The organism is Vibrio iocasae (assembly GCF_042245395.1).
In the GTDB taxonomy this organism is placed as follows: Bacteria; Pseudomonadota; Gammaproteobacteria; order Enterobacterales; family Vibrionaceae; genus Vibrio; species Vibrio iocasae.
This window is the reverse complement of sequence record NZ_CP145310.1, coordinates 439,589-462,050: the sequence shown is the minus strand read 5'-3', so window position 1 is coordinate 462,050 and position 22,462 is coordinate 439,589. Positions and strand designations below refer to the sequence as shown.

Sequence of the window (22,462 nt, the reverse complement as noted above, 5' to 3'; positions counted from 1 at the left end):
GGCTACAACAAATTCAGAGTGCTAACTCTATTTGATAGCCAAACATCAACAATTAATTGGGGAAGAAGATCGTGTCTCATCAAATCATCAAAGATCTGCATAGCCGTTACACTGCTAAAAAATATGACGCTGATAAGCGTATCTCTGCTGAAGATATGGAAGTAATCAAGGAAGCTCTTCGTCTTTCTGCTTCTTCTATCAACTCTCAGCCTTGGAAGTTCGTTATTGTCGAAAGTGACGAAGCAAAACAGCGCATGCATGACTCTTATGCTAATAACTTCCAGTTTAACCAACCGCATGCAAAAGAAGCTTCACACACGCTTCTACTGGCATACGACCCTAAGTTTACTAAAGAGAAGTTCAGCAAGCGTGTAGATGCTGAAGTAAGCTCTGGTCACCTACCAGCTGATATGTACGACCAGTTTATGGGTGCATACGCTTTTGCTGAGATGAACACGGACGAAAGCGGCTACAACGGTGGCTGGACTAAAGCTCAGGTTTACATCGCTCTGGGTAACATCCTTCACGTGCTGGCTCGTCTTGGTATCGACTCTACTCCAATGGAAGGTGTTGACGCTGAAATGCTGACAGAGCTATTTGGTGAAGAACTAGACGGCCACGTATGTGACGTAGCGCTAGCAATGGGTTACCGCAAAGATGCGGAAGATTGGAACTTCGGTCCACCTAAAGCTCGTCTAGCTCAAGAAGATGTTGTGACTGTAGTCTAATCCTTTGATTAACATCTAATAAACTGAATGGCTAGGCTTGAAAGTCTGGCCATTTTAGTTTGTACAAACCATATTTCTGCCAGAACGCTTGGCGTTATATAAAGCGTTATCAGAACGTTCCAGTAAACTGTCGAATGCCTGTTCTCCTGAAAGCTCATCTACCGCCGAAACACCGATACTGCAGGTTACATACCCGGATGGCACGCCTGGAAACGCCTGTAAAATGAGTTGTTCACGTATTCTTTCCGCGATCTCTTGAGCATGTTCCAACTCAGTATCCGGAAGAACAACTACGAACTCCTCGCCACCGAAACGAGCAAACAAGTCCCGTTCTCTTATCACTGACTCCACCATAGCCACAAACCTTTGCAATACCAGGTCGCCGATGCGATGCCCAAACTGGTCATTCACATCTTTAAAATGATCCAGATCGATATAACAAACGGCCATTGGAGCGTGATCACGTCTCGTTCCCGCGCAAAGCTTTTCCAGAATGGTAAAGAAAGAACGTCGATTGTACGCTCCGGTTAACTGGTCTCTTTCTGCTGCCTGAGTGAGTTCCTTTTGCAAGTACTCTACCGTCAATGCTAAAGAGGCCGTTGATATAAGTACATGCAGGAAAATCTCCAACACAAAGCTGGCAGCAGTGAGATTACCCGCGGAAGCAAGCGAATTACCAGCCAGACCAAACGTGTAAACAAGCAGTCGTAAAACTAAATGAAGCACTGCAATAACACAGATGGCTTTTAAGAATCTGATAGCCCGATACTTTGCCTTACTTGCGGTGGTATGGAACTGCCATGTGTATAAGGTTAGAAAGAAAATGCCAGCTATGGTGGTGACATTCATTCGTATAGCGAAGCTAGGATGAACAAGTGAGCCGTAAACCATGACAGACATAAATAGCACACAACACGTCAGCACTAGCTTTCTTTGTCCCGTCGCGGAGTTGTCTAAGAACTTACGATAACCATCCCAAATGATGTAAGCCCCAAGCAGAAAAAGAAAATGACCGCCAATAGAGGAAACTGGTAGGGGAATTGTCTCTCGCATTGCAATAACCACTGTCGCGAGAAAAATGAGCATCCTCCCAATGCCCCACTCTTTCACTCCTTGCAAGCTGGGGTTCCAGAAACCAACAAGTAGCATCGCAATGGCACATGCAAGCTGCGCAATACCATATGATAATACTGACGTTATCGGATCCAGCATGTTTTCACCAACGTACAAGTAGTTTCTAATACCCTAATGTTTATGAGTATATGAAACTGCAATCAGTGCCGTCTAATTAGATGTTGTAGATTGAGATGTTGCTCTTTGGAACAGATACTCGTTCATGTAGCCATTCTAAACAAAACAGAAACCCTGTTGTGCAATTAATCAACTAAGAATTTTTTCTTTTTATAACCACACGATATTTAAGACTTTTCTGCCAATAAAATGGGAGCAAGGTAACACTTTCTTGCGAAATCCGCTCTTGATATCTTTATTGATAATCATTCTCATGAAAGCATAAGATATTGAAATTTGTCGTTTTTTAAAATTCTGGTGTAATACGAATCGTTCTCATTACAATTACATGGACATTAAAAAATGCCAAAAGCAGTACCTTTCGCGTTAAAACCGACAGCAGTGGTTATCAGCGCAATTCTATCTTCTTTAACTTTTAGTGCCGTTGCAGAAGAGCAAACAGAAACTCCAGAAGCACCAGAGACGGTGCAAGTTTGGGGAACAGAAATCAACAACTCTTCTTCAATGCTGAAAGAAGATATCGAAATGAAGCAGGCAGACCACCTTAGTGACCTGTTGCGTGACCAAGCTGGTGTTGATATTGGGGGGACTCACTCAACATTCCAGAGTATTAATATTCGAGGTTCCGATGAGCTTGATCTAAATATCACCATCGATGGTATGAACCAAAACAACAATATGTTCCATCACTCTGGCAACCTATTGATCAACGCAGATATATTGAAAGCCGTAGATGTCAGTGTGGGTACCAACTCCGTTCTGACAGGCGGCTTATCGGGTGGTATAGCATTTGAAACCAAAGATGCTAAAGACTTGCTGCGTCCTGGTGAGCGTGGTGGCGTTCGTTTATACGGTACCTATGGTAGCAATGACTATTACACCACATCTGCAACGGCTTACGCACAATTAACCGACAAAGTAGATGCTATGGTTTACTTCACCTATACCGATAAAGACAATTTTCAGAATGGTGCTGGCGACTTAGTTGAGGGTAACGAAGGTACTGTACAGAACGGGATGGCTAAAGTTGGCTGGGATATTAACGAGTCTAACCGACTAGAGTTCAGTTATGACCAATATGTCGATGAAGGTGATTACTATCTGAGATCGAACTTTGGCGGAGGCTGGAACCAGGACGAAGACATGGAAACTCAGCCGACAACATACCAACGAAACTCCATGGCCCTAAACTACGAAATGGATTATGGCGACGATATCAATATGCGAGCGACACTGTACCGTAATGAACTTCTCTATACTCCAGATGAAGCAACAGGTAGTACTGTTCATACTGGCTTCAACGCACTTGCAGAGTCTAATTTAGAACTCGCTGGTATGACCCACTCAGTGCGTTATGGTATGGAAGGTTACGAGCAAGTATCCAGCCGTATCGAAGCTGACGTCGCTGTGAACGAAGAGAGTGTGGATTCATTTGCTATTTACGCTGAAGATGAGATTGGACTGACTAATAAGTTTTATGTCACTCCGGGTGTTCGCTACAACTACTATAAGGCAAACATGGAATCACCTGTCGATGAGTTTAATGAAACGTTCGAAGATGTTACCTGGGGTCTGGCAGCGAAGTACCTGTTAACTCAACAGTGGACTCTAAAAGCCAGCGCGACGGAACTGTTTGAAGGACCAGCCTTGCGTGAAACATACATGAACTACAATACCGAGTTCGATGATGACCTACAGGCAGAGACTGGTGTAAACACCGAAGTTGGTGTCGCTTATGAAGAACAGTATGTTGCAGGCTTGGATTATGTGGGATTCTCTGTAACTTTGTTCGAAACTAACATCGATAACTATATTGATGACTGGAACGCAGGCAGTAGCCGAGGTGATAACCTGGGAGAATACAAGAATGAAGGTGACTACGAAATCAAGGGCTACGAATCAACTTTGACGATGTCAAAATCTGCACTTGATGCACGCTTAACTTACTCTCACTCTGATTCAGAAAGTAAGCAAACCGGAGAGGCTCTGCGTTATGAAGTTGGTGACAGTCTGTCCTTCAACCTAGGTTACGCAATCACGCAAGATCTTACGCTGAACTGGAACTCGCTTGTTGCATTCGACCTTGATAAAGACGTTGAAAATGACACGTTTAAAGAGGGTTATGATGTCCACAATGTATCACTGCGCTGGATGCCGATGAACATTGAGGATCTGACTGTAACTGCTGGGATTGAGAATATCTTCAATGAGCAATATTACTCTCACGCATCGTATACCAGTGAAAGCATCCAGGACTATGAGCCAGGCAGAAACGTTAAACTATCAGCTTCATACGTTTTCTAATACTTAACTACGTTAATCTAGGTTAAAAATAATAAGGGGAAGCATCTGCTTCCCCTTATTTATGATTCTATGCTTAAAACGTTACTTAATCTCAACGTTATTTAACATCTCTATCAACTCATCTTCCGTTGTAGGAACTTTAGCTAGTTCTACTTCTGGTGAGGCTCCACCCTTTAGCATATAAGCCTTAGTCGTTAGGTGATCGTGGTGAAACCACTTGCCATTAATACAAACATCCGTATAGCACTTAGGGTCTTTTTTCAACTCCATATGGTTACCTCTCCAATACCATCTCATAACACACTTGCAACATAATACACGGTAAGCGGATTTAGAAATGATCTAGATCAATTTATATTAATGATTAACCCATACGGACTAGGGAAAGTTTTGTTGTTAGTGATCTCAGACATGCTTTACATGTACCGGTTACACATATTCTCACAAACGTAGTACTAGAAACCGCCCGGCTCTTTGAGCTAGCATTGCCATGATTCAGTGGATTTTCAGACTCAGTGAGAGTAATATGAACGATCGTTCAGGAACGTAATATTGAGGTTAGTTCAAGTGGGTAATCAAGCAAAATTTGATAGAGCCAATGTGGTAGAAAAAGCAAAGAACCTATATTGGGAGAAAGGCTTCCACGCAACCTCTATGCGTAACCTACAAGACGTTATTGATATGCGTCCTGGTAGTATTTACTCCGCATTCGGCAGTAAAGAAAACTTATTTAAAGAAGCTCTGAACAGATACTCTGCTGATTTTGACGAACGTATAGCAAATTGTATTAACTCTGACCTCTCTCCACTAAGTGCACTAAGGAGCTTTGTTAAAGCCTCAGTTATTGATTCAAGGCACTCAGCCCCAAGTGGTATGTGTATGTTGGTTAAAACTGTAGGAGAATTAACCGAAGATAACCATGAGTTACTAACTGAAGCTAAACGACTACTAAAAAATGTTGAAACTCAGTTTGCTAAAGTTATTGAACTAGCGATTAATAAGGGAGAGCTAGACTGCTCCATTGATCCGATTAAAACTGCTCGATACCTTCAGATCCAAGTTATAGGGCTGCGTACCTATATTCGTGCGAATGACAATGAGCAAGACGCAATAGAGTTACTCAATGATATTTTCGACACTGGCCCATTAAAACAGGTGAAGTATTAATCACGGGAAAAAGTTATAGAGTAAGAGTCGGTATACATTGCTGACTCTTACTCTGCTTACGACGGCTCTATGGTTTTTGTTTTAACTTTTCAGTGATATCTTCAGCGCTGTGACGCTCTAGCACCTGCTCCCACTCCTCACCGAATGGTCGATTGACAATACGACCGCGCTGAACCGCTTCGCGAGATTCAATCGCCTTTGCCCAGCGAACTACATTGGCATAACTCTCTACCTGCAAAAATTCAGCTGCGTTATACAGGTTACCCAGTACCAAATTACCGTACCAAGGCCAGATAGCCATATCGGCAATAGTATATTCCTCACCGGATACATACGTATTGTTTGCCAACTGCTTATCCAGTACATCTAGCTGGCGTTTGGCTTCCATTGCAAAGCGGTTAATTGGGTACTCTTGCTTTTCATCAGCGTAAGCGTAGAAATGACCAAAGCCACCACCAAGGAACGGAGCTGAACCCTGAGCCCAGAAAAGCCAGTTAAATGTCTGAGTTCTGGCGCTGCCCTCTTTTGGCAAAAACTTGTCAAACTTCTCAGCTAAGTGAACCAGTATCGACGCTGACTCGAACACATTAACCGCTTCATCACCGGATTTATCCACCAGAGCTGGGATCTTAGAGTTCGGGTTAACACCAACAAACCCGGAAGAGAACTGATCAGACTCACCAATTTTAATCAGGTAAGCATCATACTCGGCTTCCTTAATACCAAGAGCAAGCAGCTCTTCAAATAAGATGGTGACTTTCTGCCCGTTAGGCGTTCCAAGTGAGTACAACTGGAAAGGATGCTCACCTACCGGCAATTCTCTTTCAAACCTTGCACCCGAAACAGGACTATTAATATTGGCCCATTGGTTTCCGCCACTCGACTCATTTACCCATACTTTAGGTGGTACGTATTCGTTGCTCATTTCACTTACTCTCTTCGTTTATTTTTCTATACTCTAGTACTAAATACGGTAATTAGAAATTATTTATGAATCAACCGGATAATTTGAAGGGTAAAGCGCCTTTCTGGCATCTTCATCGACAGGAGCTTTGAACTCTATACCCTTGCCCACTTCTCTTGCTCTGGAGGCAGCAGGAAGCTTATCGATACTCTCGAACCAACGCTTTAAGTTAGGGTAAGGCTCTAATCCTTCTTCCCCTAAAACAACCTGCGCTTTATCTATCCAGCCCCATGCAGAAACATCCGCAATAGTGAGCTCGTCACCCACAATATACTCTCGGCCTTCCATATGCTTATCTAACACTTCATAGTGCCTCTGTGCTTCACGCAGGTAACGGTTTATCGCGTATGGTACCTGCTCCGGAGCTGCGCGCTGGAAATGAACAGACTGTCCTGAGAATGGCCCCAATCCTGTACCTATGAACATGAGCCATGAAAGTAACTCTGCTCGATCTTCTGGTGCACCAGCTAGCTGCCCACTCTTTTCAGACAGGTAAAGAAGTATGGCATTCGAATCAAACACCCTGATCCCATCGTCTAGAATTGCGGGCGTTTTTCCATTTGGATTGATTCGACGATATTCCGGAAGGTGCTGCTCTCCCTTTGCAGTATCTACCGGAATAAGCTCATAAGGCAGGCCGGTATGCTCCAGAAAAAAAGCGACTTTAGAAGGGTTCGGTGTAGCGTGATAGTAAAACTGAATCATAGATGTCTCCTTACAAAACCTGTCAACTATTCAAACACAACATGAACGATCGTTCAATTATTATTTGAACAGTCGTTCATGTGATTTCTTTATATGTTATTCACGAAAGCGATGAGAAATATACCGCTGATTAACAAAGAGATGTTGCTTAACAGTACGTTACACTTTGAAACATGCGTAGATCTCAAAAGTTCCAATACGCACTAGGTAGATATCTAGCAAATGGTAACCTTTTCGGGTCTAGTTTTATTGAGGAACCACTATGCCATCGGAGCATTCAAACCGAATCGCCAGCCTTGAACTTGGCCGTATCATTGCGATGTTCGCTATCATCATTTTGCATTGCCATATACTGCATGAAGCCCCCTTATTAATGAGATTCCTTGGCTCGGATATGTCATTAATCAACTGGCGCGTTTTGGTGTCCCATTTTTCTTTATTCTCTCTGGCTACCTGATCCAACCGAAATTGACTGAGATGCCGATGGCAACTCTGAAGGGCTACAGTCTTCCACTACTTAAAATCTGGGTGGTTTGGAGTATTTTCAGTTTGCTTATGCCGTTCAATTTAGAAACCGTGATAAATCAGAGCTATATGGCAGAAAGAATGGGATATTGGGGATGGTTGATGCAAACTCCGTTGAACACTTTGATGGAAGGCGGACTGGTTCATCTTTGGTTTATTCCCGGCTTAATCTGTGGTGTAGCAGTCATCGGACTGTGTGTACGCTACAAACTTATGATTTTGCTTCCTTATATTGCCGCTGGTCTTTATGTCTATGGTTTGGCAGGTGGAAGTTATGAATCCTTAACCGGGGTCTGGACTCCCTTCTTTACCCGAAATGGCCCATTCTTTAGTACCCTAATGGTATGGATTGGTTTCGAGATACGTCGTAAGTCCTACACCATGGCGTATAAACCCGCCTTGTATCTTGCATTATTCGGCATGGTTATCCATTTCGCAGAAGCAAGCTGGTTATACCGTTTCAACGTACCCTTCAATACTCATGACTTTTTAATGGGTACCACATTATGGGGAACTGGCCTGTTTTTGGCTTTGCTTGCTAAGCCAAACTTAGGAGACAGCCCTGTTGTGTTTAAATTAGCCAGTATGGTTTTGGGTATCTATGTTTCGCATCTACTCGTCATGATCGCACTGATGAACGTTTCAGGTGCATTGGGAATTGATGGCTATCTTAAAGATTTTGTAGTAACCAGCGGCACGATTTCTGTTTCTCTCATCCTTGTCTGGTTTATATCTCATACTCCGCTGAAAAGAGCATTGCTCAGGTAGAATTTAGTTGTGGAATTAACACTACCAGAAAGACATCGTTGCTTATATATCGCCCAGTAAGTAGTATCCACCAAATCAATTAATGAGAGACTGCTATTCGATAGGCTACCTTGACAGCCTTGTATTTCATTCTGGAGTCATCAAATCAAATTTAGCAACGATATACGTAAAGTCTACCAATATGCCGAACCCAACTTAACCCTTATAGGGTGGTTGGGCTTCTTTGGTTTCCCGCTTTACTATATTGTCTGGCATTTTCTGTTCCCACAACCATATGAGAACCTTACGCTACGGATATTTTGTGCGGTACTCTTCCTGGGCATTATTTTCCGAAACAAGTTAACAGCCCGATACAGAAGCCAGATGCACTGGTTTTACATGGTAGCGATAACCATTGGTCTGCCATTTTTCTTTTTCTATATGCTGTTGATGAATGACTGGTCTCACATTTGGGTGATGTCATTTATGTCCGCGATCTTCCTTCATATTCTGCTCGTGCATATTACCTGGATAGTGCTCTTGCAAAGTATCACCGGAATAAGTGTCGCTGTTATCTGTGCCTGGATGGCAAAAGGCTCCGGCTTAACGATCACAATGGACTACGCTCAGTTGCCCGTGTTCTTCTTTATTTATCTGTTTGGCAGCTTTTGTTTTAATCGATATCAGGTCGACTATGATTCAAAAGTCGCGTTGGCTAAATCATTTGGTGCGGGTATCGCCCATGAAATGCGAAATCCTCTGAGTAGCCTGAGTGCATCCATTGATGTCATACAAACTCTAATCCCTGATGAAAAACAAGAAAAAACCGATTCATATCAGATAAAACGTAAGGACATACAACGATTACGTGAAGTAACTGAACAAGCCACAAAAATTATTCATAGCGGTAATGAAACCATCGATTTGCTGCTCGCTTCGATCGATGAGAATCGAATTTCCCGTACAACTTTCAAGACATACTCAGCGCTTAAAACGATTGAAAATGCCGTTGAATCTTTTAGCTACAAAAACTCAAACGACCGGACTGCAATTACATTTGGAACCAAGCAAGCGTTCTCGTTTTTTGGAAGTGACAACTTACTAAAGTACGTCATGTTCAACCTGTTCAAAAATGCGTTCTATCATTCCAGCTCTTCTGATTTCCGCATACGTATTTCAACCTACTGCGATGAAAACGAAAATAAGATTATTGTTCGGGACACAGGCACAGGTATCGCACCGAACGTATTGAAAAACATATTCAAAGATTTTTACACCACAGGAAAGTCTGGCCGATATGGCTTGGGACTGCCATTTTGCAAGAAGGTGATGCACTCTTTCGGAGGGGATATTCAATGTCGCTCTCTGGTTGGTAAGTGGACCGAGTTTACTCTGACACTACCGGTTCTTGATGCGAAGGTTGTTAAAGAGATTAAAAGAGATTTAACGAGCGCTAAGTCGATACTGTTAGTCAATGAGCATCCAGCGTTGAGTGCAAACATGCACATTGCTACTAATGAGTTAGGTGTTCCCTTTACCGAACTTAATGTTGCTGAAACACTACAGCGAACAAAGCATGGCTTTGAATATGACGTGATCATTCTCAATGCTCATAGCTTGAAGGAAAACCAGAGTATACTGAACACGCTTGAATCTCTGTGGGCCACGACCGATGCCCAAATAGTCTATCTGTGTGAAGGAAAGCCGACACAGAGGTGTTGTAAATCGAACCTCTCTCCTCTCTATCTGGAGCTTGGCGTTTTTCAGGATGGCATTACTAATATCCTAAACAACCTGCTTTTTGATATTGAAAGCTTAGCACCCGTCTTAAGTGCCAAACCTACCGCGATTGATGATAAACGTACAATCATGATCGTTGATGACAACGAGTCCTTAAGAAAGTTTACCGCTGTACTATTAGAGCAGCAGGGGTTTGATGTCATTCAAACCGAAAATGGCAGGCAAGCTCTCACGGTGTTAGATGCCGAGCCAATCGACCTGATACTCATGGATATCGAAATGCCCGGCATGGATGGAATTGAGACCACAACGCGTATTAGAAAATCCAATAAGAAGTTTGCCGATATTCCGATAATCGCTCATACCGGAGATAACTCTCATGATATGCTCGAAAAAATAGGCGCTTCTTATATGTCAGATCACCTGATAAAACCCGCCAAAAAGAACCACCTGCTCAACACAATATCAGACTGGATTTAAACCCAGAGTAACTCCGTGAAGTGAAGTAATCATCATGAAGCAAAACATTTATCCGTATGTGACTGAAGAGCTCAAAAGGCTGTTAAAGAAGCAGTCGATAAGCTATAAGAATCTAGGAGAGCATTTGGATGTGTCTGAAAAAACAATCGTTCGTTCACTGAACAATAAGCAAGAGTTCTCATTGGAGAGGCTCACATCGATATGCAGTTTGCTTAAAATAAGCCTAACGGAACTGTTTTCAACCGCTGAAAAGAGCATGGAACAAGTGTTTTTTTTCACATCAGAACAAGACGAAGCATTTAGCAGCGAACCCGATCTCTATGCCTTGTTAATACAACTCTATAAAGAGCAAGATATCTCTATGCTAGCAGTGAAAAATAGCCTGAAAAGGTCGGATATCTATTTAATGCTCAGAAAACTAGAGAACATCGGTGTTGTCACTATCGGGAAAAATGACCGAATCACTATAAAGACACCAAAACACGCCACTTTTCATCCTAAATCACGCTATGCCAGCATGATATATAAAAAAACCATCAACGATATGTCTGAGGTTTGCAGCCAACCCAAACTCTATCCAAATACCTCAATAAAAATCGTAAACGTTGATATGACAAAAAATGAGTACTCATCGTTCCTTGAAAACATGCGAAGTTATTTTGTTGAGATGCTAAGAGAACAACATAAAAATTCAGATAGAAAGACAGACAACTACACAATTGCATTGATGGTAGGTGAAGGAAACTATTTACCAGACTTCAGCGAACTTGGATCACTTAAGTCAGAATAGGAAAAGATTTACTTCCTTCTTCGAGATATTGGGATAAAAAAAAGGTGGCTTTCGCCACCAGACATGTACAAATTGTTTTAATTAAATTATGTATTTATAGCCAACCACCGCTGTTAAATATTCTTCTGTGTAATACTTTACAACTGTACAGACATGTTAGTTATCTCAACTTTGCCCGGCAAACATAGGACAAATAAAGACAAAATATAACCCTTAACAGGACATAATACGTCCTAAAATTTGCACATTGAATTCGTAAAACTTATATCATCAAAGTTTTATATTCTTTATAGAGCTAAGGCTCTAGTGCATAAAAATTCACCGATACTGTTATGCCTGAAAATACAAAGTTCAAAATGTCATAGGCAAAATTTAGTTTACTCAGCTTGCACACCTACTTTTCTACGCGCCGAACATAAGAAAGCCGGGAACAATCCCGGCTTCATTCAGATGACTTTTGGGCAGATTTTTACGCCAGAGAGTCACTCTCTTTCATTTCAACCACTTCCTGCTCGGTTGCCGATGCCTTTGATTCAGCACCCTCTTCAGCGTTAATCCACTTAAAGAAACCGTAAAGCATAATGAAGATGACGATCATAAGTGGCAATGAAGTGACAATAGCCAGCGTTTGAATCGTACTTAGCGGTGCGTCGATAAACATCATGGTAAGCGGTACAGCAGCCAAAATCGCACACCAGAACAGACGAAGGTATGTCGGTGGGTTCGCATTTTCATCCAACTGGTTTGCCGCTGTCGCAGCCAGTGTAAAGGACGCTGAATCCAGTGTTGTAGCCAAGAACAGAGTCGACATGATTGCGAAGATAACAATAAACAGAGAGCTTGCTGGCAATGTTTGTAATACCGTTATTACCGCTTCTGAACCCCCAACATTTGAAAGTATGTCTGTGACATTCACTAAATCATTCAGGTGAGTACTCATGCTGTAGCTACCAAGAACACCAAAGAAGATAAAGCAACCTGCACTTCCACCAAGAACCATACTGATGATTACTTCTTTTAGAGTGCGTCCTTTCGACACCTTAGTAACAAACAGCGCCATAAACGGAACATATGTCATCCAGTATGCCCAGTAGAATACGGTCCATGAAGTAGGGAAAGAGCCACCTTCTACAGGGTCAGTCCACAGACTCATGCGGATGAAGTTCTGAAGCATCAGACCATAGCCGTTAGTCATCTGGTCGATGATGAATGATGTTGGACCGACAATAAGTACCAGAAGAACGAAGATAACAGCAAGCTTAGTGTTCATGTCACTTAGTTTCGCCATACCCTTTTCGATGCCAACGTATGAACTAACCGTAAACAGTGCAGTTATCGCCAGCATCAAGCCTACGTTCATACCAAAGCTGCTTTCAACACCTAGTAGTGTCGCAATACCTTCCGTTACCATAGGTACACTTAGGCCAAGTGTAATGCCCATCGCGCCAACACAGCTGAAGATAAAGATAGTATCAATAAGTTTACCGATCGCTGGGTTGTAGTAGCGGCCCATGATGCTTTCACATACCGCGCTAAGCTTAAGCTGTGGGTTCTTACGAACATGGAACGAATATGCTACCGGTAGTGATGCAATACAGTATAACGACCATGCAGAAATACCCCAGTGGAACATGTTGTAGCTGGTAGCCCACTCAGCTGCTGTCGTTGAGTATGGTTCAATACCCATAGGTGGTCCCATGTAGTAGTAAGCCCACTCAACAAATGCCCAGTAAACTGTTGCTGAGCCAAGTCCTGCACAGATCATCATCGCAAGGTAAGTAAAAAATGGGTATTGAGGGTCGCCTTCACCTAGCTTAATTGAGCCGTGTCTGCCAAATCCCAGCCAGGCCAGAATAATCACGCTGAAAAAGCCAAACAGCAGGAACACTTCACCAAACTGTTCAGTCAAAATCGTAAACAAGGTTTTTGCAATGGCATTCCCTTGCTCCGGGAAAAGAGAAAGGCCGGCCACAATACCAAATATGGTTGTCAGACTTATCACCATCAAAGGCTTGTCTATCTGTCGGTTAGATTCTTTCATGTTATTTATCTCTAATTAGATTTTACTTATTACTACTTATCGACCCGGAACTGATTGATGATTTCATCACTCAGTTTGATTCCAAGGCCAGGTTCGTCAGGTACAGGAACAAAACCGTTGTCAAACGGCAGTCGGTTTGTAACAAGGTCGGTAAACAGGGGGCTCTGGCTTTGCGAGTACTCCATCAGAGTTCCATGCTCGCAAGACGCCAGAAAGTGAACGGATGCAGCAAGCAAAATACCTGTGCTAAATCCGTGAGGTACGAGCTGGACACCGTGGAGCTGCGCCAAATCGTAGATTTTCTTCATTTCGGTAATACCACCACAGCGAGTGATATCAGGTTGAACAATGTCGACATTGGATTGTTCTAAAAATGCCTGAAACTCATAGCGTGTCGTCAGGGACTCACCACCAGCCAGCTTGGCATCAATGCGGTTAGATAACTTCGCATATCCTTTAAGATCATCAGCGAGTACAGGCTCTTCAACCCAGTTAAGATTAAACTCGGCAAGACGGCCACACATGTAAGCAGAATGACCAGATGTACGCCATTTGGAGGCCAAATCAATCTGAACCTCAATATCATCGCCCACCGCTTCACGAACATGCTTGACGATTTGGTAGTCCGTTTCAGGATCATCACCAAATACACCGCCACCAAACTTAATACTGGTGAAGCCCTGATCGACCAGTCGCTTAGCGATTTCCCGGTTGTCTTCAGGCTTGTCCGCTGGAATAAAAGTGCCATAAGCACGAATTTGATCGCGGTTTTTACCACCAAGCAACGTATGGAGCGGAACACCATAGAACTGTCCGGCAATATCCCAAAGTGCAATATCAATCGCGCTGATAGCGTGGATTCCGGCACCACGACGTCCAAAGTAGTTGGATGCCCAGTACATCTTGTTCCACAGTCGTTCTATCTCTAGCGGGTTTTCCCCGATCAGTAACTCTTTAAGGCCGTAGCAGTAGAGGTTTGAGTTCTTAGTCTCGATACAAGCTCTTACAACTTCAGGAGAGCTGTCAGCTTCCCCGATACCTGTAATGCCTTGATCGGTATGGACTTTGACGATAACTGCGTCTTCACCCCACTCGCAGATGCCATCTACGGTCGGTACTCTCAGACATATCACTTCAATATTGGTAATGCGCATAATTGTGTTACCCATGTACTATGCATGGGTACTCCTTAATGATTAAATTTATAAAGCTTCGATACAGATAAGTTTTTCCAGACGCTGGTCTTTCTGATACAAGGAGCAGAAAGCAAAACCGATCTCTTCAATTGCCGTTTGCTCTCCCTTAACCACTTCAAAGAGGCGTTCCAGCACGGCGTCTCCACCTTCGGTAACACTTAAATCAGCAGACATAATTCCACTCACATCGACGTCTATGTCGTCGGTTATCTGCGAGGCGTTTCCACTTACACGAACAACAGGAACAATCGGGTTGTTAAAACCAGCACCACCAGTCGTCCAAAGAATGACCTGAGCACCTAAAGCCGCGAAATGCATACCCGAGCCACCACAAAGATGGGTTGCTTCTGACAGGTAAAATCCCGGTTTTTCCGGCTTACGGATTCTTTTGTGGTTAATTTCAAGGACATCTTGGATAGGACGACTACCTGTTTTATGCAGGGCGCCAAGCGCTTTTTCTTCTAGTGTCGTCAAGCCACCAACACTATTTCCGATGCTCATCGTTTCGACATCAGTGCCTTCAATGTGCCAGCGATGTTCTTCCTCTTTGATCAGGCGCTCAATTTTGTCGGCAACTTCGTTGCTCACTGCTCGCTGGCGTAAAATATCTTCGCAAGTAATAAGCTCGATAAGTTCACCAGCAATACAAGTTGCGCCCAAGTCCACCAGCATGTCGGCTGCCATCCCTACAGAAGGATTAGATGCGATTCCCGAGCTGGTATCAGAACCACCACACTTAATGCCGACAACCAGTTCTGAAATAGGTGTTGGTTCAGGAGTAACCTCTTCTGCTAATCGAACAAGTTCACGAGCAAGTGCTACCCCTTCTTTAATTGTTTTTCGAGTACCTTTAGATTTGATGATCGAAAGGCCGAATACCTGTTTGCCTTCATTTTTAATCGGATCAGTCACCAGATCAGGGTCGATACTTCCACACCCCATATTCAGCACCAGCGCTCCCGCAACATTGGGGTTGAGTGCAGACTGAATCATGGTGTTGACCATTTCCTCATTGCCACCATACATACAGGTGTAGTGGTTGGTGACGATGACGCACTCAGGAACTTTTTGCTTAATGGCCTGAGCAATCCCTTCCGCACACTCATCGATCGCAATGATAAGAATGTGATTGCGGATGCCTACCTGACCATTTGCTCTTCTATAACCTTGGAAATATTGCATAGTTAACACTCGATCTGCATTTGCTGAATAATCTGGTTGATAATTGGTTCTGGAATATCAACCCTTGAGCTACGGACGTTCTGTACATGAACCAGATCGCCCGCTTCAATGAGCTTGATACTGTGACCAACCGGATACCCTGCCTTATAAATTTCCTTCTGCTCTCCAATATTGCTCAGCGCAATTTTGTTCCCCGAAGGAATAGGCTGAAGCGCCATAAACTTACCGATTGCAATTCGGTTCTCATCTATCACTTCAACCCAGTCATTTTTTTCCGCATCGGATAACAAGGTTGCCACGTTGTCTCTGGACGCAAGACGAATAGCTTTTTTCACTTTACTCTTTCCTAATAATTGACCAATTGTGGATTGTCGGACAATCGACTTGATGGCAATTATACGAAAAGATCGTTTTTAAAATGAGAAATAGATCATGATTAGCAGAACTCTGGTAATTTTTGTCAAATTGTTAGACAATCGTCACGATATGTTCCGGTAGGGAAATTTCGTAGTTCACACCGGCAATATGGATAAGGCAGTATAAAAAACAGTTGGTTACGAATAGTTATCAGGCGGTAGTACCAGAGATGGCCAAATTTAATAAAGTTAGTCTTGAGGAACAGGCAGCAGAATATCTGCGAAAATTAATTTTGACAGGTGAGCTTAAGATGGGTGAAAAAATCATCGAAAGCAGCCTCGCTAAAGATCTTGAGCTATCAAGAAGCACAATTCGCATGGCACTTAATACCCTTTCACATGAAGGTTTGGTAGTTCAGAAGCCGTATGCAGGTTGGCAGGTTATAGAAATTGATCAGCACGACCTATGGGAAATCTACCATATGCGGGTGGCTATTGAGAGTAGAGCTGCATGGTTGGCAGCAACAAATGCGAATGACGAAGGCAAAGAAAAGCTCAATAAGTTGATGGACGATTTTGTAGACGAAGCGGAAGGTGGCTTTGTATCGACTCAACGAAAAAGTGAGTTTGAACTCGATCTTCACTCATTAATCGTAAACTTGAGTGGCAATGGTCGCCTGGCAAGCATCTACCGCAAAGTAACGAATCAGATGCTTCTTTTCTTTAACATCGACCTGGAGACTTATGATCCTATTGTTATTGTTAAGGCACACCGACCACTCGTAGATGCTATTTGCAATAACGATCCTCAATCAGCCGCACTTCATGCCGAAGAACATATTTCGACGTTTAAAGACGTCAGTGACAAGCTGAAAGAGCAAGATCGATAATCTTTTAGCTCCATACAAGAATAGTCAGAGAGCATCTCGTTCTCTGACTCATGTCCAAACCCCATCTTTTCTTATATCTACTAGCTATAAATACCTAAGCCTAAAATCATTCATATCTATTAATAACTCGCTCAACATCTTATTTCGATATTTTTCGCATTTTGCGATTGCAATTTGCAAATATGTATTTCCAACTTGGCTCATTCTTATATCATTCACTCAGGCAATCGTTTGCTTAAATCTATAAAAAAGTTGGCACACATAGTGCATTATATTCATCGACCCTTCTTAAAGCCGAGGGTCACCTAGCCAACTGACGTTGTTAGTGAATACTAATTGTTCACAATATCTATAAGCCAACTGCTATATTGCGGTTGGCTCTTTTTTTATCTGCCCTGCCATCACACTATTTCTCGAACATCCGAATAATACTTATCCAGCGTACTGATAGAAATATCTGAAACACTGATATTTTTACCAGTGATCTTAACCCTTCATCTCGGCATCATTAATACGGTGAATCTTGAACTCTATTCTCAACCGCTGATAAAGACACCGATTAGTATGAACAAAAGTAACTCTCGCTCTCCTATCCACTCTTTGGATGCCATAACCTCATATAAAATTGAGCACATCATTGCCAATCCAAATGGCTCCAACTTTAGCCATTGTTTTTCTGCTGAGGATAACCTACTGATATTAATAACCAGTGGTTGCGGAATATATAAGATTGATGGAATAACATACCGATTGAACCCAGGAACCCTACTCGTTATCAGCAGCTTCCAACTGCATCATCTCGACTCTTCTCACCAACTGGAGGGTTTTGTCATCTCGTTTGACGAAACAGAGTTGTTTAAGAAAGATCATCTCGATTGCGATTTCGACGTTTGCCATGCAATCAACAATATCAACATCGTTGAGAACATTCCTGGCAGCATCATTTCTGAAGTGTATAACCTCTATGATGAATGCAATCAAAACGAAGATATGGTCTCGCCAATTATAAAGAGCAGTTTGCTAAGGGTTATTATGTATAGAGCTTTGATAAGGCTCGCAACTACCTATATTCCCAGAATCGAAAGAAAGACACTGCAGACATACAAAGAGTTTAGGGAAGCGGTCGAAGAGCACTACAAAACTCATCACAATATTAAAGACTACAGTACTCTCTTAGATACCTCCTTAAAAAAACTGAACCTTGCCTGCCAAAAAATAAAAGGGAAGTCTGCTAAGAAGATTCTCGATGACCGCATCATTGTCGAAATAAAACATATGCTGGCACATACCTCTAAACCTATCACCGATATTTCCGAGGAGCTCGGTTATAGCGAATCAACCAATTTAGCTAAGTTCTTTAAGCGCGCGACAAATATTACACCTAGTGAGTACCGAAATTTGTCTAAGAACTTCACTCGGTTAAGCAACTCAGAAAACCGTAAAGTCGCCTGACTCAACTTTCCTGCTTAAACCTCCTATATTTAGCAGCGAAAAAATGCGAGCTCCGTTTTAATCTCATTTACTTCTACTGTGTTACTGGGATTTTTCCCAGTGACACTTTCGAGCGTTGAGCGGATAGTAATGGTAGATATTTTCCACTTTCACATAGAGGTATTTATTGTGAGCTGCAACACCTGTTCTTCACAATCTTGCCAATCAAGAACTTCCACCAGCCCCATAAAATGGCGTCTTGATATACGAAAAGTATTTCGCTTACTCGCACTGGTTTCATTGGGATTTGCCTGGTATTGGGGTCAACAGGCGCATATTCCTAATTGGGAACAAGAAATATTAAAGCTGCACCCACAAGCTGAGCTCAAATCGATAGACCAAAGCACATCTCTGTTTACGATGTTCAACAAGGGCAACCGTTACTTTGTATCTGTCGCCACTGACAACAGCTATGGCGGCCCCATCACAACCGCTACAACTATTTCAGAGAAAGGCGTAGTTAAGTCTGTCGATATTCTGGATCACAATGACACACCAGCATATATCCAGAAACTTAGAAATGCAGGTTACTTTCGTCGATTACAAAACAAGCAGTTAGATTCGCTACAAAACTGGGATAAACAGTGGGATGCGGTGAGTGGAGCAACTTTAAGCTCAAATGCCATCATGCGCGCAAATACTCAGGCATCTTATCAAGTTGCTACGAGTCAATTCGGCCTGACACCGCAACTGAAAGACAAAGAGATAACCTACACGGTTAACCATGCCCTTCTCGCGATGCTTATATTGCTTTCTTTCATTAACATCTGGTTAGGCAACAAAAAGCTGAAGCTTGCGTACGTCATCGGTAGCACGGTGATAATAGGTTTTATGGCAAACCAATTAATCAGTGTTGGTAACTTCTCGGGTTTATTGATGGGCTTTACTCCTACCCTGTCTGAAAACCTGGAATTTTGGATTTTACTAGGGAGCGTGTTTATCGCTATTGGCGTGCTTGGAAGAAACATCTACTGTGGCAATATCTGCCCATTCCACGGCGTCCAATATGTTCTGCATAAGTTGAGTTCTATCAACCTTCCGATGCATCCGTTGATTCTGAAATATGGCCGCTATATTCCCAAAGTAGGTTTGTGGGCAGCACTAATGATTGGCTTTCTTACTACCAACCCAAGCGCAGGCTCTTATGAGCCCTTCTCAATGATTTTTTCTCTGCAAGGAGAAGGGATTCAATGGTTCATACTCCCTTCAATTTTGATAGGCGCCTTTTTTATTCCAGACATGTTCTGTCGATTTTTTTGTCCTGTCGGTGAAATGCTCACCACAATAACAAACTTAAGAAACAACGTAGCTTATCAACTCAAGCTGTTTCTTAAGAGAGACAAAGGAGCTGAGCTATGAGTGCTAATACACAAGTTGAAACACGTTCTGAACCCCAAAAAGAGAAAGCACCGGTACCGGAGAAAAAAACCATGAAAGTGAGAAAGTCTCAGTGGTTCTCACTAGCGATATTTATCGTAGCGAGCGCCATTATCATCGCGTTTCTTTTCGACTCATTCTCCAGAAATTTTTAGCAGGCCCTCGTAGTTATGAATAAATTCGCCCACGCACTTATGAGTATTCTATTTACTCCGGTTTATGCAGATCAGGACGTACTTGTTTGCTACGCAAGCCAAACAGGCACCGCGGCAAATCTCGCTAATCAATCAGGGGATATCATTAGGCAATCCGGTAGAAGCGCAAACATATCTTCGCTTTCATCACTAAAACCATCAGATTTTGATACTTACAAGCAAGTACTAATGATTGTGAGTACCTGTGGTGACGGAGAAATACCAGACGATGGTAAACAGTTTTATGAACTACTGAAACAATACCCGAGCCTAAGCGTACCTGTCAGCATCCTGGCCTTAGGAGACCAAAGCTATGAGCATTTCTGTCTAGCTGGCAAACTAATGCACGAAGAGCTTCAAAGGATGGGGGCTGTACGAGAAGAAGTTCCTGTAACGGTTAGCGGCAATCCAATGGATATCTGGCGTAGATGGTTATCAGAACAACTTGATCAGGAAATCGATAACTCACAAGGAACGGCACTCTCCACACCTGTAAAACTCTCTCTTGCATCTAGAACACCACTGCATTCCATAGGTAACGAGGCTCCCACAAACTCAAACCAGGCCTATCAACTTACTTTTGACATACTCAGTGAGATGAAAGAAGCATACAAAGTCAACGATCTCATGGCCATTATCCCTGAGGGTAGCGAGAAAGAGAGATTGTACTCTATTGCATCCTCACCAACAGAAAATCCAAGCCAGATTTCGCTATGTGTTGCGAAGCATCAGTTTATGCTGGACGGAGAGCTAAAAAATGGTGCCTGTTCTGATTATCTGATTAACCAACTGGAGATCGGCACAGAGTTTGATGTATCAGTTAAAACGGGTAATGGTATGGCTCTGCCAGATTCAGATATTCCAACCATACTGATCTCAACGGGTGCCGGTATTGCTCCTATGATGAGTGTGCTGAAAGAAAGAGAGCAACAGCACCATACCGGTGAAAACTGGTTTATCTTTGGTAATCGATATTCTGAACACGATTATTACTACCAACAGGAGTTAGAAGAGTATGAGAACAGCAACTTTTTAACTCACCTAGAAACCACGTTTTCAAGGGATGATGAGCGCAAAATGTACGTCCAGAACAAGTTTGCTCAAAATAAAGAGCGACTCGCTGAATGGCTGTTAAATAAAAATGCTCAGCTTTATGTCTGTGGTCGCCCAGAACTCAAAGACGAAATACTGTCTGTTGTTTCAGAAGCTCTTGAGCCAAGATTCTCGGAGAAAATAGAGGCAAAGAACGTACTCACTAACATGATTAATAGCAAACAGATCACGTTTGAGCTGTTTTAGGATTATGTGGATTGGGATTATGTGGATTGGGATTATTCCAAGCATAGCTGTCTCTTTAATACTCAAACCTTGCCCGAGTCACTAACAAGGTGGAAGAAAGGCCAAAGCACACTGGTCAATAACCGTGTTAAAATAAATAGTGTGCTCTACTTAGCTATTGAGGCTCGATGTCGTCTGCTCCGAAAACATATTATGAAAAAGAGATAGATCGCTTATACAGTGAGATACCTTTGCGCCCGAAACAATATCTCCTGATAAGACAGTCAAAGGCGTTTATGGAAAAGTATCACTCCGAACGCATTGAGTTAAATGATCTAGCGAAAGCTGCGTTTATGTCTCGTTTTCACTATGTACGAACATTCAAACAGATGTACGGAGTGACACCCAGAAACTATCTTAAGGATATGCGTATTTCAAAAGCCAAAGCGCTTCTTAAAGAAGGCTATTCCATAACTCATACTTGCTATGACGTGGGTTACGAAAGCTTAACGACGTTCTCAGCGGTTTTTAAAAAAGGCACTGGATACTCTCCAAAAGAGTTTCAGAAACTCAATAAAAGCAATCTAGAATAAGTTTTCGGCCGATGCTTTCGCTATCTTTTACTTATTCCATAACAGCAAGGGGTTATACAAGTGATCAAGATCTGCGTAACAAGTGTTCCTGTTGACGATCAGGACAAGGCATTGGATTTCTATACAAATATTTTGGGTTTTATCAAAAAAACCGAAGTTCCACTGGGAGAGCATAAGTGGTTAACTGTCGTGTCTCCTCAAGAGCAATCTGGAGTTGAATTGTTACTTGAACCTATGGCTTTTGAACCTGCCAGGCTATACCAAAGCTCGTTGAAGGAAGCGGGGATTCCATGGACATCGTTCGCTGTCGACGATCTCAATAAAGAATTTGAAAGGCTGTCGGAACTAGGTGTTCAGTTTTCAATTACACCAAGAGAAGCAGGCCCAGTCATGATCGCAGTACTTGACGACACATGCGGGAACTATATTCAGTTGATGCAGGAGTTATAAGGCTTCGGTAGGA

At 42.6% G+C, this 22,462-nt stretch carries 20 protein-coding genes and 1 pseudogene; 13 read left to right on the top strand and 8 right to left on the bottom strand.

The features are described from left to right. Positions 1-71 precede the first annotated feature (71 nt). Positions 72-728, top strand: a complete 657-nt coding sequence (locus SNR28_RS02100) for an NAD(P)H-dependent oxidoreductase (RefSeq protein ID WP_375749367.1) — start codon at positions 72-74, stop codon at positions 726-728. 54 nt (positions 729-782) lie between these two features. Here SNR28_RS02100 and SNR28_RS02095 read toward each other — a convergent pair whose 3' ends face one another. Continuing rightward, entirely contained in the window at positions 783-1,940 is a 1,158-nt protein-coding gene (locus SNR28_RS02095; protein ID WP_375749366.1) for a GGDEF domain-containing protein, read from the bottom strand. A 381-nt stretch (positions 1,941-2,321) separates the two neighbouring features. Between SNR28_RS02095 and SNR28_RS02090 the strand changes: the two genes are divergently transcribed. Further along, complete coding sequence (locus SNR28_RS02090; RefSeq protein WP_375749365.1) at positions 2,322-4,283, top strand: TonB-dependent receptor domain-containing protein; 1,962 nt, start codon at positions 2,322-2,324, stop codon at positions 4,281-4,283. 81 nt (positions 4,284-4,364) lie between these two features. On the opposite strand, the gene SNR28_RS02085 is transcribed toward SNR28_RS02090, so the two are convergent. Then, positions 4,365-4,553, bottom strand: a complete 189-nt coding sequence (locus SNR28_RS02085; RefSeq protein ID WP_375749364.1) for a hypothetical protein — start codon at positions 4,551-4,553, stop codon at positions 4,365-4,367. Positions 4,554-4,850: 297 nt separating this feature from the next. Here SNR28_RS02085 and SNR28_RS02080 point away from each other — a divergent pair, with 297 nt between their 5' ends. Then, a complete protein-coding gene (locus tag SNR28_RS02080) occupies positions 4,851-5,450 on the top strand; it encodes a TetR/AcrR family transcriptional regulator (RefSeq protein ID WP_375749363.1) in 600 nt (199 codons plus the stop codon). A gap of 67 nt (positions 5,451-5,517) precedes the next feature. Here the strand turns inward: SNR28_RS02080 and yghU are convergent, their stop codons facing one another. Both yghU and SNR28_RS02070 read right to left on the bottom strand, forming a co-directional pair. Then, positions 5,518-6,375, bottom strand: a complete 858-nt coding sequence (yghU, locus tag SNR28_RS02075) for a glutathione-dependent disulfide-bond oxidoreductase (protein WP_375749362.1) — start codon at positions 6,373-6,375, stop codon at positions 5,518-5,520. A 63-nt stretch (positions 6,376-6,438) separates the two neighbouring features. Beyond that, the gene (locus tag SNR28_RS02070; protein ID WP_375749361.1) at positions 6,439-7,119 is read right to left on the bottom strand and encodes a glutathione S-transferase family protein; all 681 of its coding nucleotides are present in this window, start codon (positions 7,117-7,119) and stop codon (positions 6,439-6,441) included. A 262-nt stretch (positions 7,120-7,381) separates the two neighbouring features. Between SNR28_RS02070 and SNR28_RS02065 the strand changes: the two are divergent. The 3 genes and pseudogenes from SNR28_RS02065 to SNR28_RS02055 all read left to right on the top strand — a co-directional run bounded on the left by SNR28_RS02065 (position 7,382) and on the right by SNR28_RS02055 (position 11,401). Next, positions 7,382-8,412, top strand: a pseudogene (locus SNR28_RS02065) (acyltransferase). A 363-nt stretch (positions 8,413-8,775) separates the two neighbouring features. After that, positions 8,776-10,611, top strand: coding sequence for a hybrid sensor histidine kinase/response regulator (locus tag SNR28_RS02060; RefSeq protein ID WP_375749360.1), 1,836 nt, complete (start codon positions 8,776-8,778; stop codon positions 10,609-10,611). 34 nt (positions 10,612-10,645) lie between these two features. Next, positions 10,646-11,401, top strand: a complete 756-nt coding sequence (locus SNR28_RS02055; RefSeq protein WP_375749359.1) for a helix-turn-helix transcriptional regulator — start codon at positions 10,646-10,648, stop codon at positions 11,399-11,401. 469 nt (positions 11,402-11,870) lie between these two features. Here SNR28_RS02055 and SNR28_RS02050 read toward each other — a convergent pair whose 3' ends face one another. The 4 genes from SNR28_RS02050 to SNR28_RS02035 are packed head-to-tail and all read right to left on the bottom strand — an operon-like array spanning position 11,871 to position 16,155. Continuing rightward, complete coding sequence (locus SNR28_RS02050; protein WP_375749358.1) at positions 11,871-13,442, bottom strand: BCCT family transporter; 1,572 nt, start codon at positions 13,440-13,442, stop codon at positions 11,871-11,873. A gap of 32 nt (positions 13,443-13,474) precedes the next feature. Further along, a complete protein-coding gene (locus tag SNR28_RS02045; protein ID WP_375749357.1) occupies positions 13,475-14,596 on the bottom strand; it encodes a mandelate racemase/muconate lactonizing enzyme family protein in 1,122 nt (373 codons plus the stop codon). Between the two features lie 48 nt (positions 14,597-14,644). Further along, the gene (locus SNR28_RS02040) at positions 14,645-15,820 is read right to left on the bottom strand and encodes a UxaA family hydrolase (RefSeq protein ID WP_375749356.1); all 1,176 of its coding nucleotides are present in this window, start codon (positions 15,818-15,820) and stop codon (positions 14,645-14,647) included. Between the two features lie 2 nt (positions 15,821-15,822). Then, on the bottom strand, positions 15,823-16,155 hold the full coding sequence (locus SNR28_RS02035; RefSeq protein ID WP_375749355.1) for a UxaA family hydrolase: 333 nt from the start codon (positions 16,153-16,155) through the stop codon (positions 15,823-15,825). A gap of 251 nt (positions 16,156-16,406) precedes the next feature. Between SNR28_RS02035 and SNR28_RS02030 the strand changes: the two genes are divergently transcribed. From SNR28_RS02030 to SNR28_RS02000, 7 genes are all read left to right on the top strand, one after another. After that, positions 16,407-17,066, top strand: a complete 660-nt coding sequence (locus tag SNR28_RS02030; RefSeq protein WP_375749354.1) for a GntR family transcriptional regulator — start codon at positions 16,407-16,409, stop codon at positions 17,064-17,066. 564 nt (positions 17,067-17,630) lie between these two features. After that, entirely contained in the window at positions 17,631-18,518 is an 888-nt protein-coding gene (locus tag SNR28_RS02025; RefSeq protein WP_375749353.1) for an AraC family transcriptional regulator, read from the top strand. Positions 18,519-18,686: 168 nt separating this feature from the next. Continuing rightward, positions 18,687-19,916: an FMN-binding protein gene (locus tag SNR28_RS02020; protein WP_375749352.1), complete on the top strand. Its 1,230-nt coding sequence runs from the start codon at positions 18,687-18,689 to the stop codon at positions 19,914-19,916. Continuing rightward, positions 19,913-20,089, top strand: a complete 177-nt coding sequence (locus SNR28_RS02015) for a hypothetical protein (protein WP_375749351.1) — start codon at positions 19,913-19,915, stop codon at positions 20,087-20,089. The genes SNR28_RS02020 and SNR28_RS02015 overlap by 4 nt, the downstream gene beginning before the upstream one ends. A 15-nt stretch (positions 20,090-20,104) precedes the next feature. Next, the gene (locus tag SNR28_RS02010; RefSeq protein ID WP_375749350.1) at positions 20,105-21,427 is read left to right on the top strand and encodes a flavodoxin domain-containing protein; all 1,323 of its coding nucleotides are present in this window, start codon (positions 20,105-20,107) and stop codon (positions 21,425-21,427) included. Between the two features lie 167 nt (positions 21,428-21,594). Further along, positions 21,595-21,999 carry a helix-turn-helix transcriptional regulator gene (locus SNR28_RS02005; RefSeq protein WP_375749349.1) on the top strand — a complete coding sequence of 135 codons (405 nt, stop codon included), beginning with the start codon at positions 21,595-21,597 and terminating at the stop codon, positions 21,997-21,999. Between the two features lie 60 nt (positions 22,000-22,059). Then, complete coding sequence (locus SNR28_RS02000) at positions 22,060-22,449, top strand: VOC family protein (protein ID WP_375749348.1); 390 nt, start codon at positions 22,060-22,062, stop codon at positions 22,447-22,449. Positions 22,450-22,462 lie beyond the last annotated feature (13 nt).

Excerpts from the sequence above, each read along its gene's own strand:
- SNR28_RS02095 (WP_375749366.1), bottom strand. The coding sequence starts at position 1,940 with ATGCTGGATCCGATAACGTCAGTATTATCATATGGTATTGCGCAGCTT.
- SNR28_RS02090 (WP_375749365.1), top strand. The coding sequence starts at position 2,322 with ATGCCAAAAGCAGTACCTTTCGCGTTAAAACCGACAGCAGTGGTTATC.
- SNR28_RS02085 (WP_375749364.1), bottom strand. The coding sequence starts at position 4,553 with ATGGAGTTGAAAAAAGACCCTAAGTGCTATACGGATGTTTGTATTAAT.
- yghU (WP_375749362.1), bottom strand. The coding sequence starts at position 6,375 with ATGAGCAACGAATACGTACCACCTAAAGTATGGGTAAATGAGTCGAGT.
- SNR28_RS02070 (WP_375749361.1), bottom strand. The coding sequence starts at position 7,119 with ATGATTCAGTTTTACTATCACGCTACACCGAACCCTTCTAAAGTCGCT.
- SNR28_RS02060 (WP_375749360.1), top strand. The coding sequence starts at position 8,776 with ATGCACTGGTTTTACATGGTAGCGATAACCATTGGTCTGCCATTTTTC.
- SNR28_RS02055 (WP_375749359.1), top strand. The coding sequence starts at position 10,646 with ATGAAGCAAAACATTTATCCGTATGTGACTGAAGAGCTCAAAAGGCTG.
- SNR28_RS02050 (WP_375749358.1), bottom strand. The coding sequence starts at position 13,442 with ATGAAAGAATCTAACCGACAGATAGACAAGCCTTTGATGGTGATAAGT.
- SNR28_RS02045 (WP_375749357.1), bottom strand. The coding sequence starts at position 14,596 with ATGCGCATTACCAATATTGAAGTGATATGTCTGAGAGTACCGACCGTA.
- SNR28_RS02040 (WP_375749356.1), bottom strand. The coding sequence starts at position 15,820 with ATGCAATATTTCCAAGGTTATAGAAGAGCAAATGGTCAGGTAGGCATC.
- SNR28_RS02030 (WP_375749354.1), top strand. The coding sequence starts at position 16,407 with ATGGCCAAATTTAATAAAGTTAGTCTTGAGGAACAGGCAGCAGAATAT.
- SNR28_RS02025 (WP_375749353.1), top strand. The coding sequence starts at position 17,631 with ATGAACAAAAGTAACTCTCGCTCTCCTATCCACTCTTTGGATGCCATA.
- SNR28_RS02015 (WP_375749351.1), top strand. The coding sequence starts at position 19,913 with ATGAGTGCTAATACACAAGTTGAAACACGTTCTGAACCCCAAAAAGAG.
- SNR28_RS02010 (WP_375749350.1), top strand. The coding sequence starts at position 20,105 with ATGAATAAATTCGCCCACGCACTTATGAGTATTCTATTTACTCCGGTT.
- SNR28_RS02005 (WP_375749349.1), top strand. The coding sequence starts at position 21,595 with ATGTCGTCTGCTCCGAAAACATATTATGAAAAAGAGATAGATCGCTTA.